Origin of the sequence: Microbacterium sp. BG28, assembly GCF_034044005.1 — a bacterium.
Taxonomy (GTDB): Bacteria; Actinomycetota; Actinomycetes; order Actinomycetales; family Microbacteriaceae; genus Microbacterium.
Genome location: NZ_JAXCHA010000001.1, coordinates 245,637 through 260,218, shown reverse-complemented (window position 1 = coordinate 260,218; position 14,582 = coordinate 245,637). Strand labels below are relative to the sequence as shown.

17 protein-coding genes are annotated in these 14,582 nt (G+C 71.1%); 14 read left to right on the top strand and 3 right to left on the bottom strand.

Annotated features, from left to right (window positions below):
* Positions 1 to 15 precede the first annotated feature (15 nt).
* Genes SK224_RS01270 through SK224_RS01260 form a run of 3 tightly spaced genes read left to right on the top strand, consistent with a single transcriptional unit; the run spans position 16 to position 3,163 of the window.
* A complete protein-coding gene (locus SK224_RS01270) occupies positions 16 to 1,305 on the top strand; it encodes an O-acetylhomoserine aminocarboxypropyltransferase/cysteine synthase family protein (protein WP_320433039.1) in 1,290 nt (429 codons plus the stop codon).
* Positions 1,305 to 1,889, top strand: coding sequence for a CoA-binding protein (locus SK224_RS01265; protein WP_320433038.1), 585 nt, complete (start codon positions 1,305 to 1,307; stop codon positions 1,887 to 1,889). The genes SK224_RS01270 and SK224_RS01265 overlap by 1 nt, the downstream gene beginning before the upstream one ends.
* The gene (locus SK224_RS01260; protein WP_320433037.1) at positions 1,886 to 3,163 is read left to right on the top strand and encodes a chloride channel protein; all 1,278 of its coding nucleotides are present in this window, start codon (positions 1,886 to 1,888) and stop codon (positions 3,161 to 3,163) included. Before SK224_RS01265 ends, SK224_RS01260 begins: the two co-directional genes overlap by 4 nt.
* A 15-nt stretch (positions 3,164 to 3,178) precedes the next feature.
* On the opposite strand, the gene SK224_RS01255 is transcribed toward SK224_RS01260, so the two are convergent.
* Positions 3,179 to 3,844: a hypothetical protein gene (locus SK224_RS01255; protein ID WP_320433036.1), complete on the bottom strand. Its 666-nt coding sequence runs from the start codon at positions 3,842 to 3,844 to the stop codon at positions 3,179 to 3,181.
* 114 nt (positions 3,845 to 3,958) lie between these two features.
* Between SK224_RS01255 and SK224_RS01250 the strand changes: the two genes are divergently transcribed.
* From SK224_RS01250 to SK224_RS01230, 5 genes are read left to right on the top strand one after another with little or no spacing between them, the layout of a single operon-like run.
* Positions 3,959 to 4,972: an SDR family NAD(P)-dependent oxidoreductase gene (locus SK224_RS01250; RefSeq protein ID WP_320433035.1), complete on the top strand. Its 1,014-nt coding sequence runs from the start codon at positions 3,959 to 3,961 to the stop codon at positions 4,970 to 4,972.
* 29 nt (positions 4,973 to 5,001) lie between these two features.
* Positions 5,002 to 5,805 carry a sulfite exporter TauE/SafE family protein gene (locus SK224_RS01245; RefSeq protein WP_413816746.1) on the top strand — a complete coding sequence of 268 codons (804 nt, stop codon included), beginning with the start codon at positions 5,002 to 5,004 and terminating at the stop codon, positions 5,803 to 5,805.
* Positions 5,806 to 5,853: 48 nt separating this feature from the next.
* Entirely contained in the window at positions 5,854 to 6,300 is a 447-nt protein-coding gene (locus SK224_RS01240) for a MaoC family dehydratase N-terminal domain-containing protein (protein WP_320433034.1), read from the top strand.
* Positions 6,297 to 6,704, top strand: a complete 408-nt coding sequence (locus tag SK224_RS01235; RefSeq protein ID WP_320433033.1) for a MaoC/PaaZ C-terminal domain-containing protein — start codon at positions 6,297 to 6,299, stop codon at positions 6,702 to 6,704. The genes SK224_RS01240 and SK224_RS01235 overlap by 4 nt, the downstream gene beginning before the upstream one ends.
* The gene (locus SK224_RS01230; RefSeq protein WP_320433032.1) at positions 6,701 to 7,837 is read left to right on the top strand and encodes a UDP-N-acetylmuramate dehydrogenase; all 1,137 of its coding nucleotides are present in this window, start codon (positions 6,701 to 6,703) and stop codon (positions 7,835 to 7,837) included. The genes SK224_RS01235 and SK224_RS01230 overlap by 4 nt, the downstream gene beginning before the upstream one ends.
* Here SK224_RS01230 and SK224_RS01225 read toward each other — a convergent pair.
* Positions 7,834 to 9,114 carry an MFS transporter gene (locus tag SK224_RS01225; RefSeq protein WP_320433031.1) on the bottom strand — a complete coding sequence of 427 codons (1,281 nt, stop codon included), beginning with the start codon at positions 9,112 to 9,114 and terminating at the stop codon, positions 7,834 to 7,836. The genes SK224_RS01230 and SK224_RS01225 overlap by 4 nt on opposite strands.
* A 55-nt stretch (positions 9,115 to 9,169) precedes the next feature.
* On the opposite strand from SK224_RS01225, the gene SK224_RS01220 reads away from it, so the two are divergent.
* Genes SK224_RS01220 through SK224_RS01205 form a run of 4 tightly spaced genes read left to right on the top strand, consistent with a single transcriptional unit; the run spans position 9,170 to position 11,283 of the window.
* Positions 9,170 to 10,135 (top strand): ArsR/SmtB family transcription factor, encoded by a 966-nt coding sequence (locus tag SK224_RS01220; RefSeq protein ID WP_320433030.1) that lies wholly within the window; start codon positions 9,170 to 9,172, stop codon positions 10,133 to 10,135.
* A gap of 48 nt (positions 10,136 to 10,183) precedes the next feature.
* Positions 10,184 to 10,708: a YbhB/YbcL family Raf kinase inhibitor-like protein gene (locus tag SK224_RS01215; protein ID WP_320433029.1), complete on the top strand. Its 525-nt coding sequence runs from the start codon at positions 10,184 to 10,186 to the stop codon at positions 10,706 to 10,708.
* 10 nt (positions 10,709 to 10,718) lie between these two features.
* Positions 10,719 to 11,045 carry a hypothetical protein gene (locus SK224_RS01210; protein ID WP_320433028.1) on the top strand — a complete coding sequence of 109 codons (327 nt, stop codon included), beginning with the start codon at positions 10,719 to 10,721 and terminating at the stop codon, positions 11,043 to 11,045.
* A complete protein-coding gene (locus SK224_RS01205) occupies positions 11,038 to 11,283 on the top strand; it encodes a hypothetical protein (RefSeq protein WP_320433027.1) in 246 nt (81 codons plus the stop codon). Before SK224_RS01210 ends, SK224_RS01205 begins: the two co-directional genes overlap by 8 nt.
* A 16-nt stretch (positions 11,284 to 11,299) precedes the next feature.
* Here the strand turns inward: SK224_RS01205 and SK224_RS01200 are convergent, their stop codons facing one another.
* Positions 11,300 to 12,499, bottom strand: a complete 1,200-nt coding sequence (locus SK224_RS01200; protein ID WP_320433026.1) for a pyridoxal phosphate-dependent aminotransferase — start codon at positions 12,497 to 12,499, stop codon at positions 11,300 to 11,302.
* Positions 12,500 to 12,572: 73 nt separating this feature from the next.
* Here SK224_RS01200 and SK224_RS01195 point away from each other — a divergent pair, with 73 nt between their 5' ends.
* Both SK224_RS01195 and SK224_RS01190 read left to right on the top strand, forming a co-directional pair.
* Positions 12,573 to 13,364, top strand: coding sequence for a coenzyme F420-0:L-glutamate ligase (locus SK224_RS01195; RefSeq protein ID WP_320433025.1), 792 nt, complete (start codon positions 12,573 to 12,575; stop codon positions 13,362 to 13,364).
* Positions 13,365 to 13,496: 132 nt separating this feature from the next.
* Positions 13,497 to 14,507, top strand: coding sequence for a hypothetical protein (locus SK224_RS01190; protein WP_320433024.1), 1,011 nt, complete (start codon positions 13,497 to 13,499; stop codon positions 14,505 to 14,507).
* The last annotated feature ends 75 nt before the right edge of the window (positions 14,508 to 14,582 follow it).

Sequence of the window (14,582 nt, the reverse complement as noted above, 5' to 3'; positions counted from 1 at the left end):
CTCGAAAGGGCCCTCATGGCCGATCGCGAATACGGCTTCCGCACGCGCGCCATCCACGCCGGCAACATCCCCGACGCCGTCACCGGCGCCCGTGCGCTGCCGATCTACCAGTCCTCGGCGTTCGTCTTCGACGACACGGAGGATGCCGCTGCGCGCTTCGCGCTGCAGAAGTACGGCAACATCTACAGTCGCCTGGCGAACCCGACGACGGCGTCGTTCGAGGAACGCATCGCCTCGCTCGAGCAGGGTCTCGGCGCCGTCGCCACCTCGAGCGGGCTCTCGGCGCAGTTCATCACGTTCGCCTCGCTCGCGGGGGCGGGCGATCACATCGTGGCCAGCGCCAACCTCTACGGCGGCTCCATCACCCAGCTCGACGTGACGCTGCGCCGCTTCGGCGTGGAGACGACGTTCGTGGCCTCGGCGGATCCCGCCGACTACGCCGCCGCCATCACCGACCGCACCAAGGCGGTCTTCGCGGAGACCGTGGCCAACCCCTCGGGCGAGGTCGCCGACATCGAAGGCCTCGCGGCCGTGGCGCACGCCGCCGGTGTTCCACTCGTCATCGACTCGACGGTGGCCACCCCCTATCTGTGTCGTCCGATCGAGTGGGGCGCCGACATCGTCGTGCACTCCGCCACCAAGTTCCTCGGCGGCCACGGCACCTCCCTCGGCGGCGTCGTCGTCGAGTCGGGCCGCTTCGACTGGTCGAGCGAGCGCTTCCCCCTGTTCACCGAGCCGGTGCCGAGCTACGGCGGGCTCGAGTGGTCGGGCAACTTCGGCGAGTACGCCTTCCTCACGCGCCTGCGCGCCGAACAGCTGCGCGACATCGGCCCGGCGCTCGCGCCGCACTCGGCGTTCCTGCTGGCGCAGGGCGTGGAGACGCTGCCGTATCGCATGAAGGCGCACGTCGAGAACGCGCGCGCCGTGGCCGAATGGCTCGACGCCGACCCGCGCGTCGAGTACGTCACCTGGGCCGGGCTTCCGGGTCACATCCATCACGACCGCGCCAAGAAGTACCTGCCGGAGGGGCCCGGCGCCGTCTTCAGCTTCGGGGTCAAGGGTGGACGTGCGGCCGGGCGCACCTTCATCGAGTCGGTCGATCTCGCCAGCCACCTCGCCAACATCGGCGACGCGAAGACGCTCGTCATCCACCCCGCGTCCACGACCCACGCGCAGCTGACCGAGCAGCAGCTCATCGACGGCGGCGTGCTGCCGGGGCTCGTGCGCATCAGCGTCGGCATCGAAGACGTCGATGACATCATCTACGACCTCGACCAGGCCCTCGCCGCCGCGCAGGGGGCATGATGAACGACGTGACCGCCGTCGAGGAGACCGTCGAGACCCGCCTCCCCAACGGACTGACGTGCGCCCTGCCCGCCAGTTCGCCCCTCGCCAAGCTGCTGCGCTCGCAGCGCACGTGGGAGGGGCCGGGCGCGAAGGAACGCCTCGCGATCCTCCGCGCCGCGAAGAGCATCGCGATCGTCGGCGCCTCGGCGAACCCCGCGCGCTCCAGCTACTTCGTCGGCACGTACCTTCTGCAGTCCGGCGACTACCGGGTGTATTTCGTGAACCCGAACGCCACCGAGATCCTCGGTCAGCCGGCCTACCCCGACCTCGCTTCGTTGCCGGAGGTGCCCGACATCGTGGACGTCTTCCGCCGCGCCGACGACATCCCCTCGGTCATCGACGACGCCCTCGCGGTCGGCGCGCCCGCCGTGTGGGTGCAGCTCGGGATCTGGAACGAGGATGCGGCGCGCTACGGTGAGAGCAAGGGCCTGACCGTCGTCATGGACCGCTGCATCAAGATCGAGCACGCGCGCTTCCACGGCGGCCTGCACCTCATGGGGTTCGACACCGGCCAGATCAGCTCCCGGCGTACGCTGCGGTGAGCGCGACGCGGTTCCGCCCGGCCGTCGGCCACCTCACGCGGATCGGCGCGGCGACCGTCCTCGCGGGCGTCGGCACCGGTCTCGCCGTGCTGCTGCTGGTCTGGATCGTCCACTCGATCGAGCATCTCGTCTGGGGTGAGGGTCGAGGCCCCTTCCTCGACGGTCTCGCTGCGCCATCCGAGTTCTGGCTGCCGCTGGTGACGGTCAGCGCTGCCGGCGTCATCGCGGCCGCCGGCTGGTACCTCATCCGCCGCTTCGGGCGGCCGGTCTCGAGCGTCGAGCAGGGCGTCGCGGGGCGACCGATGCCCGTGCTGGAGACCTTCGTCGACACCGTCCTGCAGGTCGTCTCGGTCGCGCTCGGTGCCTCGATCGGCAAAGAGGTGGCCCCGCGCGAGCTCGCCGCGATGGCATCGTCGAAGGTCGTCGGCTGGTTCCGTCTGACGCCGCGCTGGCGCCGCATCCTGATCGCCTCGGCCGCGGGGGCCGGTCTCGCGGCCGTCTACAACGTGCCGTTGGGCGGGGCGGTGTTCGCGGTCGAGATCCTCCTCGGCGAGTTCTCGATCGCCGCCGCTGTGACCGCGCTGGCGGTCAGCGCGATCGCGACCCTGGTCGCGCGACCGCTCGTCGGCGACCAGTCGCTGTACGACCTCGGATCGATCGAGGTCAACGCGTCGCTGCTCGTCGCGGCTGTGGTCGTCGGACCCGTGATGGGAGTCGTCGCCACCAGTTTCGTGGCGGCGACCAAACGACTGAGCGCCTTCCGGCCCACCGGCTGGAAGCTGCTCGTCGTGCTCCCGCTCGTGTTCGCCGCCGTGGGCGCCGTCGGCATGTTCTTCCCGCTCATCCTCGGCAATGGCCGCGCATTGGCGACCGCCGGCTTCGAGCTGAGCGAGCCGGTCGTGTTCCTGCTCATCCTCGCGGTGCTGAAGTACGTCGCGACCACGCTCTCGCTCGGAGCGGGCGCCATCGGCGGAACGCTGCAGCCCTCCGTCGCGATCGGTGCCGCGCTGGGGGCGGCTGCGGCAGCGGGGTGGGCACTGCTCTGGCCCGGGGCGAGCGGCACGGGACTCGCCGTGGTCGCCGCGGCCGCCTTCCTCGCCGCGAACATGCGCGCCCCGTTCACCGCGATCGCCCTGATCATCGAGTTCACCGACACCGGGTTCTCTCTGCTGCTGCCGATCTTCCTCGCGGTCGCCGGCTCGCTGGCGGTCGCGGGCCTGCTCAAGCGCGGTGGTCTCGCCGGCTTCACACCCGTCGACCCCGGGCGCGAGTAGCTGGCGTTCGGGTGCTCAGCCGGCGAGGCGGACCTCGACGGCGGCGATGACGGCGTCGACGTCGAAGGCGAACTGCGCGTCGCCGTAGGCGTCGAAGCCGCTCCCGTCGAGCCGGCGCAGCACGCTGAGCTCCGCGGCGCCCGTCTCGCGGAGCATCCCGCGGAACTGCGCGACCTGTGGGTGCCCGCCCGCCCCCGCTGCCGCGATCTCCTCTCGCGCGAAGCCCGTGGCGACGGTCGTCAACAGCAGGAGGGTTCGTCCGGCGGCGACCTCGTCGAGCCCGCCGGCGAGCAGCCGCTCCAGCACGACCTCGGCCGGCCGGACGGCGGCGAGCGTCGCCCGCGACAGCGTGCGGAAGTGCTCGACGAGGGCGCCCGAAGCGACCAATGACTGCCGCATCCCCTCGGCGAACGCGCGGCAGGCGTCGGGCCAGGGGGCGTCGGCGGGGATCTCGAGCGCCGCGATACGGGTGAGGAACACGTCTTCGGCGAGAAGCTCGAGCAGGCCCTCGCGTCCGTGGACGTGGTGATGGAGCGCCTTGCGGTCGACCCCGAGCGCGTCGGCGACGCCCTGCATCGTGAGCTGCCCCGAGGGCAGCGTCCGTGCCGCGTCGAGGATCGCGGCGCGGTCCAGGCCCGCGCGTTCGCCGCGTCCTCGACGTGAGGGGGATTCTGGCGTCACGTCGGCTCCGTCTCCTCGATCTTGCCCGGGCGTACCGGTCCCGACGAGCGTAGTATTTCCCGTGCGGGATTATCCGTCGAACGGCGACGGCCCGCTCGAGAGAAGGGCTCTGCAATGTCGGAGAGTGTGGTGTTGACCGCGAACAGCACGATCGCGCAATGGCTGGATCACCCCGTCGGGGGCGACCTCATCCGCGGGCTGCTCGCCGCATCGGGCACGACGGAGGACGCGCTGGGCCCCGTCCGATCGCAGCCGCTCCAACAGCTCGTCGCGCTGAGTCAGGGGCAGCTGCCGCAGTCGGTCGTCGACGATCTCGTCCGTCAGGCGAACGGAGGCACGATGCCGGAGCAGACGGGCCCTGCACCGTGGGTCGAGCGCGTGGTCGCGGGCCGCTTCGCCGGTCGCACCGTGATCGTCACGGGCGCCGCATCCGGGATCGGGCGCGCCGTGGCGTCGCGGGTGCTCCGCGAGGACGGCCGCGTCGTCGCCGTCGACATCTCCGCCGATCGTCTGGACGAGCTGGTGGCGGCGCATGGCGGGGAGAAGCTCGTGGCGGTGGCCGGCGACATCACCGACCAGGGCGCCGTCGACCGGATCGTCGCGACCGCCGGAGAGCGCATCGACGGGCTGGCGAACGTCGCCGGGATCATGGACGACTTCTCGCCGCTCGGCGAGACGACGGATGCGGTGTGGGAGCGCGTCATGTCGGTCAACGTCACCGGCACCTTCAAGCTGTCGCGTGCGGTGATCCCCGGGATGACCGCGGCCGGGACCGGGGCGATCGTCAACGTCACCTCGGAAGCGGGGTTGCGCGGCAATGCCGCAGGCAACGCGTACACCGTCTCGAAGCACGCCGTGATCGGGCTCACCAGGTCGGCGGCCTTCATGTACGGCCCCGCCGGGATCCGCGTCAACGCCGTGGCGCCGGGTGCCGTCGCCACCGGCATCGCTCTGCCGCCGCACCTCTCCGAGACCGGCCGCGCCCGCGTGTCGCCGTTCGAACAGCTCATCCCTACGGTGGCCACGGCGGAGCAACTCGCCGCATCCATCACCTTCCTGCTCTCGGACGACGCGGCCAACATCAACGGCGTGATCCTCGCGTCCGACGGAGGGTGGTCGGTGCAGTGACGCGACGGGGGCGACGGTAGGCTCTCCCGGTGACCGACGCCCCCGCACGCCTGCTCCGCCCGCGCACCCCGGCCTTCATCCTCACCTGCATCGCGACCGGGCTGCTGGCCGGCCTGCTGTCCGGACTGTTCGGCGTGGGTGGCGGCACGGTGATCGTCCCGCTGCTGGTCCTGTTCCTGAAGTTCGACCAGCGGCTGGCCGCAGGAACCTCGCTCGCGGCCATCGTGCCGACCGCCGCCGTCGGCGTCATCTCGTACGCGGTGCACGGCTCGGTCGCGCTCGTGCCGGCCATCCTCCTCGCCGTCGGAGCGGTCGTCGGCGCGCAGATCGGCACGTGGCTGCTGCCCAAGATCTCGCAGACGGCGCTGCGGTGGGGCTTCGTGGCCTTCATCGTCGTGGTGATCGCGAGCCTGTTCTTCGTCATCCCCTCCCGTGATGCGCACATCGAGGTGACGGTCGTCACCGGCATCGCCCTCGTCGTGGTGGGTGTGTTCACGGGCATCATGGCGGGTCTCATCGGCGTCGGCGGCGGCGTGATCGTCGTCCCGATCCTCGTACTCCTCTTCGGCGCCAGTGACCTGGAGGCGAAGGGGACCTCGCTGCTGTTCATGATCCCGACCGCCCTGTCGGGGACCATCGGGAACCTGCGTCGCAAGAACGTCGACCTGGTCGCCGCGGCCCTCGTCGGCGTCGCCGCCTGCACGACCACGGCCCTCGGCGCGTGGATCGCGACGCTGCTCGACCCCTTCGTCGCCAACGTCCTGTTCGCGGCGTTCCTCGTGTTCATCGGCACGCAGATGGCGATGAAGGCCGTCCGCGGGCGCAAGCGCTGAGCGATTTCTGACGGCGGCCGCTCGCAGGCCGCTCGGTAGGATGGGGCTGTGCCCGTGAATCCCACCCTCGTCGAGCGCGCCTTCGAGCCGACACCGCCCTATCTCGTCGGCCGTGAGAAGGTGCGCGAGTTCGCCCGCGCCGTCTTCGCCACCGATCCGCAGCACACCGATCCGGCTGCTGCCCGGGCGCTCGGCTACGCCGACGTCGTCGCGCCGCCGACCTTCGCGATGGTGATCCAGGACCTCACGCTGCAACAGCTGCTGGCAGAGCCCGACTCGGGGATCGCTCTCGAGCGCACGATCCACGCCGAGCAGCGCTTCCGCTACTCGCGCCCCATCATTGCCGGCGACGAGCTCACCGCGCAGCTGCGCGTGACGGGCGTGCGCGCCGTGGGCAAGGGCGCCATGGTCACGAGCGAGGCCGAGGTGACGGATGCGGCCGGCGCGCACGTCGTGACCGCCACCTCCATCCTGCTGATCGGAGGCGAGGAATGACCGCGTACGAGATCGGCCAGGTCGTCGCCGAGCGCGACGTGCACCTGACCCGCGAATCGCTCGTGCGGTACGCGGGCGCGTCGGGCGACTTCAACCCCATCCACTTCCGCGACGACGTCGCCGCCCGCGTGGGGCTGCCCGGCGTCCTCGCCCACGGCATGCTCACGATGGGCCTGTCGGTCGAGACGATCGTGCCGTGGCTCGGAGACTCCGGCCGCATCCGCGAGTACGGCGTGCGCTTCACGCGACCCGTCGTCGTCGATGCCGAGACGGGAGCCGACGTGCGCGTCGTCGCCACCGTCGGTCAGATCGACGACGAGACGCTGCGCATCGACCTCACGGTGACCCACGCCGACACGACCGTGCTGGGCAAGGCGCAGGTGCGGGTGACCCGCGAGGCATGACCGCCGTAGAACCGCTGCCGCTCGCGCAGCTGACCACGCTGGCCACGGGCGCTGCCCCCGCGCGGATGCGCGAGGCGCGGTCCCGGGACGAGCTGATCGCCGCGCTGCGCGAGGTCTGGGCCGACGGCGACGACTGGTTCGTGCTCGGCGGCGGATCGAACCTCCTGGTCGGCGACGAGCCCTTCGACGGCACCGTGGTGCGTGTGCTGACCCGGGGCATCGAACGGCTGGCCTCGCCTCGGGCGGGCTTCGTGCGTCTGCGGGTGCAGGCGGGGCACGACTGGGACGCGCTGGTCGCCGACACCGTGACGGCGGGGCTCGCCGGCATCGAGGCGATGAGCGGCATCCCCGGCACCGTCGGTGCGGCTCCCGTGCAGAACGTCGGAGCGTACGGGCAGGACATCTCGCAGACCCTCGTCGACGTCGAGCTCATCGACGAGTCCACCGGCGATGTCGTCACGGTCCCCGCCACCGACTTGAATCTCGGCTTCCGCACCTCGGTGCTCAAGCAGCACTACGGATCCGTCGCCGCCCGTCGGGCCGTGATCCTCTCGGTCACACTCGAGCTGCAGCAGGTCGGTCACGGCGCAGGGCCTGTGCGCGGCGAGCAGCTGCGCCGGGCGCTGGGACTGGGAGCGGATGCGGTCGTCTCGCTCGCCGAGGTGCGCGACACCGTGCTCGCCACCCGCCGCAGCAAGGGTATGGTGCTCGATGCGGATGATGCCGACACGCGCTCCGCGGGCTCGTTCTTCCAGAACGCCGTGGTCTCGCAGGAGTTCGCGCGCACCCTTCCGGCGGAGTGTCCGAGATGGCCGCTCGAGCCCGAGATCGAACCGGTGCGTGTCATCCCGCTCGACCAGTTCGACGGCTACGTCCCCCCGGCCCCGGTGCGTTCGATCGACGTGAAGGTCAGCGCCGCGTGGCTCATCGAGCACGCGGGGATCGGCAAGGGCTTCCGCATCGGCCGCTCGCGCGCCGCGGTGTCGAGCAAGCACGCCCTGGCGCTGACGAACCGCGGCGGGGCGACGGCGGGCGAGATCGCCGAGCTCGCGCGCTTCATCCAGCAGCGGGTGCAGCAGGAGTTCGGCCTGATCCTCCAGCCCGAACCCGTGCTGGTCGGCGTCGAGCTCTAACCGATCGTCACCGCATCGCGCGCGGCACGGCGGGCGATGACCACCACTCCCGCGGCCGCGCCGCCGAACATCACCGCCAGGATCGCCCATCCGGCCGTGCCCAGATTGATCGCCGTCATCGTCACGACGGCGGGCGCGATCATCGCGCCGAGGGCGTAGCCGGTGCCGTAGACGCCCTGGTAGCTGCCCATCCGATCCTGCGAGGCCAGGTCGAAGCTCAGGCTCCAGCCGGCGGCGCTCGAGGTGATCTCGGCGAGCGAGTGCACGAGAGCCGCCGCCAGCAGGATGACGGCGGCGACGGCGATCGGCCCCCACCCGTCGCCGCCGACCCAGCCGCCGCCCGCCCAGAGGGCGCAAGCGAGCACCATCAGCACACCCGCGTTGCGCATGGCGCGCCCCGCCCCCGCGAAGGTGCCGGTGCCGCGGCTCATGCGCACCTGCAGCAGGACCACCACGACCGTGTTCACGAGCAGGAGCGGGCTCACGAGCACGTCGGGGGCGACGGTGTGCCCGACGACCCACAGCGGCACGCCGACCTCGAAGAGCCCGAACTGGATGCCGAAGACGCCCATGAACGCGGTGAGCGACAGGAAGCGCGCATCGCGGTACGGGCTCGGCCCCTTCTGGGTTGCCGTGTCCGCATCCGCCTCGCCGGGCGACCTGCGCCGCACGTCGACGCGGTCGGCGGACAGGCCCGTGACCAGCACCGCGGACACGACGAACAGGGCGCCCGCGATGGACATCGTGAGCTGAAAGGCGAAAGCCGTGCCGAGCGCGAGGGGGATCGCGGCGACCGCGGTTCCCACGCCGATGCCGACGTTGGTGACGGTGCGCATCGTCGCGCGGATGCGGACACGGTCCTCGCCGAGGAAAGCCCGCCCGACGACGGCTGAACGCACGCTGGCGTTGCCCTGCTGCGCGAGGGTCACCAGAGATGCGGCGATCACGAGGGTCAGCAGATCGTGCACGAGGACGTATCCGATGAGGGCCGTCCCCTGCAGCAGATGCAGCCAGAGGAGCATCCGACGGGCGCTGAAGCGGTCGGCCAGGTGCCCGAAGACGAGCGAGCTCGCGACGCCGACGGCGCCGGCGATGGTCAGCCCGATGCCCACGGACAAGGCGGGAACTCCGACGATGAGGGTCAGATAGAGCGTCGTGAGCGTGAAGAAGGCGCCTCGGCCGAGGGTGTCGACGAGCGTGATCGTCAGCAGGCGACGCAGGGTCTGGTCGTCGGCGATGAGTGTGCGCAGGGGAACGGTGGGGGTGGTGCTCGTCACCTCTCCATTCCCGCAGCGGGTGGGTAATCGTGCAATCGATGTAGATTATGGCTTCATGATTCGGTACGAGATGGAAGCGGCGGATGTGTCCGCCATCCGCTTCGGCGTCTCGCCGCTGTCCGAGCTCGGCCTGGCGCTGCGCGCCCTGTACGAGCCGGAGTGGTTTCCGCTGCAGCGCCCCTGGCTCCAGCGCATCGCCGGTGTGCGCTCGCTGCTCGACGAGGAGATGCTGCTGGCGCTCGTGAACGACAAGCGGTGGGTCGCGGACTTCGTGAACCCCCACCCCTCGTCGCCGTTGACGTCTCTGGAAGACGAGCTCGCCGACCTCGGCCGGATCAGCCGGGCGCACCTGTACGCGGATCTGGAGAAGGTGCACGGGAGCGTTCCGCGCGTGTTCCAGGGGCGTCACGACGTCGTCGTCTCCCGGCTGCAGCGCGCGCTCGCGACGGCGTGGGATCTCTGCTTCGCCCCGCACTGGGCGCGCATGCACGCCGTCATGCAGGCCGACATCGCCTACCGCGGACGCATCGCCGCCCAGGCCGGTATCGGGGTGGTGCTCAACGGGCTCTCGGATGCGGTGCGTTACGACGGCCGGCACCTGGATGTGCGGCTCTGGAACCCGGCTGTGCGTCATCGTCCCGTCCTGGGCGACGGCCTGACGCTCGTGCCGTCGATCTTCACGGCGCGCGTATCGACCCCGATCGACGACGATCTGCCGCCGACGGTGATGTACCCCGCGCGCGGTCAGGGAGCCATGTGGTCCACCGCCGTCGGTCCGGATGCCGCGGCCGTCACCGACCTGCTCGGCCGCACGCGCGCCGTGCTGCTCACCGAGCTCGGCGAGCCCGCATCCTCGACCGACCTGGCGCTTCGGCTCGGGGTGTCGACCTCCGCCGTGAACCAGCACCTGCGGGTGATGGCGCGGGCGGGGCTGCTCAATCGCGCCCGCTACGGCCGCGCCGTGCTCTACTACCGCAGCGCCGCCGGCGACGCCCTCTGCGCCGAGGGCTCTCGCGCGTAGCCCGCAACTCCCTGTGCAGTCATACGACCCGTGCGTAGGCTCGGTGCCATGACCGATCTCACCCGCCCCCAGACGCCGGACCCCTATCCGCTTCTTCCCGCGGTGGCCTCGTTCACCGTCACCAGCGACGACGTCACCGACGGCGCATCGCTGAAGGACGACCAGGTCGCCGCCCTCGGCAACACCTCGCCGCAGCTGTCGTGGTCGGGCGCTCCCGAGGGGACGCAGTCCTACGTCATCACGTGCTTCGACCCCGACGCTCCGACCCCCAGCGGCTTCTGGCACTGGGTGCTCGTCGACGTTCCCGCATCCATCACGTCCCTCGACACCGGAGCCGCCGCGGCCGAGCTTCCCGCCGGCGCCTTCCACGTGCGCAATGACGGCGGACAGGCGGGCTTCATGGGCGCCGCACCGCCCGAGGGCGACCAGGTGCACCGGTACTACTTCGTCGTGCACGCCGTGTCCGAGCCGACGCTCGGGGTGGATGCGGACGCCTCACCCGCCGTGGTCTCGTTCAACCTCGCGTTCAAGACCCTCGGCCGCGCCATCATCCACGGCACGTACCAGCACTGACTCCTCCGACATGAGCGACGTGCTGGGGTGGGGGACCATCGTCCTCGTGCTGAGCATCCCGCTGCTCTTCGTGCTCGTGAGCGTTTCCACCCATCGCCGGCAGAGATCGGACGGCGCGGATGCGGGCTCGTCAGGCGGGCTGCTCGGATTCGACGAGCTCTTCCATCCGTCTGCGCACGAGGCGCGGCTCGTGTGGGAGGCGGAGCAGGAGATCCCGGTTCCCGCGCCCACGCCCGACAAGGGCCACGGCGTGATCGAGGGCGGCTCGCGGATCACGATCGAGGTTCCGGGAGCCTCCTCTGGTGCACCGCGCCCGACGGACACGACGGATGGCTGACGATCTCTGGGGACAGCTGAGCGCCTTCGCCGAACGGCTGCGGATCGAGGGAATGCTCGGCTGGGCCGACGAGCTCGACGGCGTCACGCGGTACGCGAGCACGGGGTCGGAGGCGCTCATGGGAGCGCGGTGGGTGCTCACTCGACTGATCTCCGCCGAGGCCGAGACGACCGCATCCAGCCGAGAGGCCGCTCGTGGTCTGATGGTCGAGCTCACGGCTGCGCTCGGAAGAAGCTGAGGACGCCGGCCCCGCGTCAGGCGAACAGGCGCTGCAGGCGTCGCACGCCCTCGAGCAGCGCGTCGTCGCCGAGCGCGTACGAGAGGCGCAGGTAGCCGGATGGTCCGAACGCCTCGCCCGGAACGACGGCGACCTCGGCCTTCTCCAGGATGAGGTCCGCGAGCTCGAGCGTCGTCGTCGGGGTCACGCCCTCCCATTCGCGGCCCAGCAGCCCCTGGACGTCGGGGTAGACGTAGAACGCGCCGAGCGGGTTCGGAACCGTGACCCCGTCGATCTTCGACAGCTCGTCGACGATGAGGCGGCGGCGACGATCGAACGCAACCCGCATCGTCTCGGCCTCGTCCTGCGGGCCCGTGAGAGCCGCGAGTGCGGCGCGCTGCGCGATGTTGTTCACGTTGCTCGTCAGGTGCGACTGGAGGTTTCCGGCGACCTTGATCGCGTCGGCGGGGCCCACCATCCAGCCCACACGCCAACCGGTCATCGCGTACGTCTTCGCGACACCGTTGACGAGGATCGTCTGTCCGGCCAGCTCCGGCACGGCCTCGACGATGGACACCGCGCGGGCGCCTTCGTAGACGAGGTTCTGGTAGATCTCGTCGGTGATGACCCAGATGCCGTGCGCGAGGGCCCACTCGCCGATCGCGCGCGTCTCTTCCGGCGTGTAGACGCTGCCGGTGGGGTTGGACGGCGAGACGAAAACGAGCACGGTGGTGCGTTCGGTACGGGCGGCCTCGAGCTGGTCGACCGTGACCTTGTAGTCCTGGTCCGCACCGGCGAACACCTCGACGGGCACGCCGTCGGCGAGGCGGATGGTCTCGGGGTAGGTCGTCCAGTACGGCGCGGGCAGCAGGACCTCGTCGCCCGGGTTCACGACAGCCTGGAATGCCTGGTAGACGGACTGCTTGCCGCCGTTGGTCACGATGATCTGCGAGGGGGAGACCTCGAGGCCGGAGTCGCGGAGCGTCTTCGCCGCGATCGCCTCACGCAGCGCCGGCAGACCGACGGCGGGCGTGTAGCGGAAGTTCGCCGGGTCCTTCAGCGCCTCCGCGGCCGCATCCACGATGAACTGCGGCGTCGGGAAGTCGGGCTCGCCCGCGGCATAGGAGATGACGGGGCGTCCGGCGGCCTGCAGGGCCTTCGCCTTCGCATCGACCTTGAGGGTCGCGGATTCGGCGATGGCGGAGAGCTTGCGGGAGACGGGAGCGCGTTCGGTCACCCTTCGAGCCTAGCGGGGGAGTGTCCGCCGCAGCAGGGCCGAACGCCCCGGGCGGGTGTGGAAACATGATCGGGTGAGCGCACCCCGCATGCAGGTCTGGGCCCTCGACGGTATCGCCGAGGTCGCCGCAGGCGACGACCTCGCCACGATCATCGGAGACGCGCTCGCGGCGGATGCGGACGGCATCGCCGACGGTGACATCCTCGTCGTGACCTCCAAGATCGTCTCGAAGGCGGAGGGACGCCAGCTGGCCGCATCCGATCGCGAGGACGCGATCACGGCGGAGACCGTACGGGTCGTCGCGGTGCGTGGCACCACCCGGATCGTGGAGAACCGACTCGGCGTCGTGGGAGCAGCGGCCGGCGTGGACGCGTCCAACACTCCCGAGGGGACGATCTTGCTGCTGCCGATCGATCCGGATGCGTCGGCTCGCGCGCTGTGCGCCGCGCTCAGGGAGCGCTTCGGGGTACGGATGGGCATCGTCGTGAGCGACACCCTGGGACGCGCCTGGCGTATCGGACAGACCGACATCGCGATCGGCGCGGCGGGGATGCGGGTCGTCGACGATCTGCGCGGCGGGACCGACGCGCAGGGCAGGCCCCTCGTGGTGACGGTGCCCGTCGTCGCCGACGAGATCGCCTCGGCGGGCGACCTCGTCAAAGGGAAGGCCACCGGTCGGCCGGTCGCTGTCGTCCGTGGGTTGTCGCGCTACGTCACCGACGAGGTCGACACCCCCGGCGCACGCACGCTGCCGCGCACGGGCGAGCACGACATGTTCCGCCTCGGCACCGACGAGGCGATCGCCATGGGGCGCCAGGTCGGCTACGCCGATGGGTTCGCCGCCGGGCGCGCATCGCGCGGCTGAGCCCGAACTCCTGCAGGACGGGCGTTCGCCGCGGGGCGGCCGGCTGATCGGGGCGATCCTGCAGGAGTCCGGTGCCCTGATCGTTAGCGCTTCGTTGCGCGGGGAGGCCTGCCGCGTGCCTAGCGTGGAGGGATGCGGAAGACGGGGGCCATCATCGCGGTGCTGCTGGCGGCGACGCTGACCGGCTGCGCGGGGGCGCTGCCGTTCGTGTCGGGCGAGCCGCGCGCCGACGCGGTCCCTATCGACGAGCTGCGCTGCGGCGACGGGTTCGGCGCAGTGGATCCGGACGTGGTCTCAGGCGCCGTGCCCGACGACTTCGTGCCGGTGGCGTTCTACCGGTGCGAAGCGTTCGCCACCGAGACGGATGCGGAGGGCATCTGGGCGGGTTCGCGGATCGAGCGGTTCGAGGGCGATCTGAGCGAGCTGCTCGCGGCCCTCGCCGAGCCGGATGACCCGCCGAGTCTCGGCGCGTGCACCGCGGACATGTGGATCGGGCCGGAACTGTGGCTCGCCGACGCCGAGAGTCGTTACGTGCGAGCGCCGTACCCGAGTAACGGATGCGCGAAGCCGCGTCCCGATGTGCTCGAGCGCATCGAGGAAGCGGTCGCCGCGCTCGCCCTGGTCGAGTCGCGTTTCCAGCGCGGCAGCCTCATCGAGTCCGCCGAGGCGACGGCCGCGGGGTGCGCATCGACGGCGAGTCTCCTGGTGGTGGCCCAGACGCTTCCGCGCGTGGACATCGACCACGATCGGGTCCTCCCGGAGGCCGGCGCGACGGCCGTCCCCGTGCCGCTGCCCCCGCTACCCTCCGCTGACGAGGTGACCGGGATGCGGGTCTGTCGATACGCCCCGGCGTCGCTTTCCGCCGACGGGGCCGTGGTGAGCATCCAGGGGGTGCTCCCGTACGCGGGTGTCGACGACCTCGACCGCGAGGGCGCCGCGCGAGTGCTCGCCCTCATCGGCGAGGCGGGTCCCGCGGGGACGTGCGAGGTGGAGGCCACATCGACGGTGGTCCTGCATCCGCTGCCGATGGCACCGGGAGGCCCGACGGCGACAGTGGAACTCGACGGATGCGGGCGTCTCGTGGGTCCGGATCTGCGGGCCGCTGTCGCTCCGGAGGAGATGCTCGCCCTCCTTGCGCCCTGACTTCCATGGCGCCCGCGCGAGCGGTGCGGGTGCTGTCGACGCCCGAACTCCTGCAGATCCGCCGGCTCGGCGGCA

What these genes read in the sequence shown, in the direction of transcription:
- SK224_RS01190 (WP_320433024.1), top strand. Translation starts at nt 13,497, where the DNA reads ATGCGGAAGACGGGGGCCATCATCGCGGTGCTGCTGGCGGCGACGCTG.
- SK224_RS01210 (WP_320433028.1), top strand. Translation starts at nt 10,719, where the DNA reads ATGAGCGACGTGCTGGGGTGGGGGACCATCGTCCTCGTGCTGAGCATC.
- SK224_RS01270 (WP_320433039.1), top strand. Translation starts at nt 16, where the DNA reads ATGGCCGATCGCGAATACGGCTTCCGCACGCGCGCCATCCACGCCGGC.
- SK224_RS01220 (WP_320433030.1), top strand. Translation starts at nt 9,170, where the DNA reads ATGATTCGGTACGAGATGGAAGCGGCGGATGTGTCCGCCATCCGCTTC.
- SK224_RS01215 (WP_320433029.1), top strand. Translation starts at nt 10,184, where the DNA reads ATGACCGATCTCACCCGCCCCCAGACGCCGGACCCCTATCCGCTTCTT.
- SK224_RS01230 (WP_320433032.1), top strand. Translation starts at nt 6,701, where the DNA reads ATGACCGCCGTAGAACCGCTGCCGCTCGCGCAGCTGACCACGCTGGCC.
- SK224_RS01250 (WP_320433035.1), top strand. Translation starts at nt 3,959, where the DNA reads ATGTCGGAGAGTGTGGTGTTGACCGCGAACAGCACGATCGCGCAATGG.
- SK224_RS01265 (WP_320433038.1), top strand. Translation starts at nt 1,305, where the DNA reads ATGAACGACGTGACCGCCGTCGAGGAGACCGTCGAGACCCGCCTCCCC.
- SK224_RS01205 (WP_320433027.1), top strand. Translation starts at nt 11,038, where the DNA reads ATGGCTGACGATCTCTGGGGACAGCTGAGCGCCTTCGCCGAACGGCTG.
- SK224_RS01235 (WP_320433033.1), top strand. Translation starts at nt 6,297, where the DNA reads ATGACCGCGTACGAGATCGGCCAGGTCGTCGCCGAGCGCGACGTGCAC.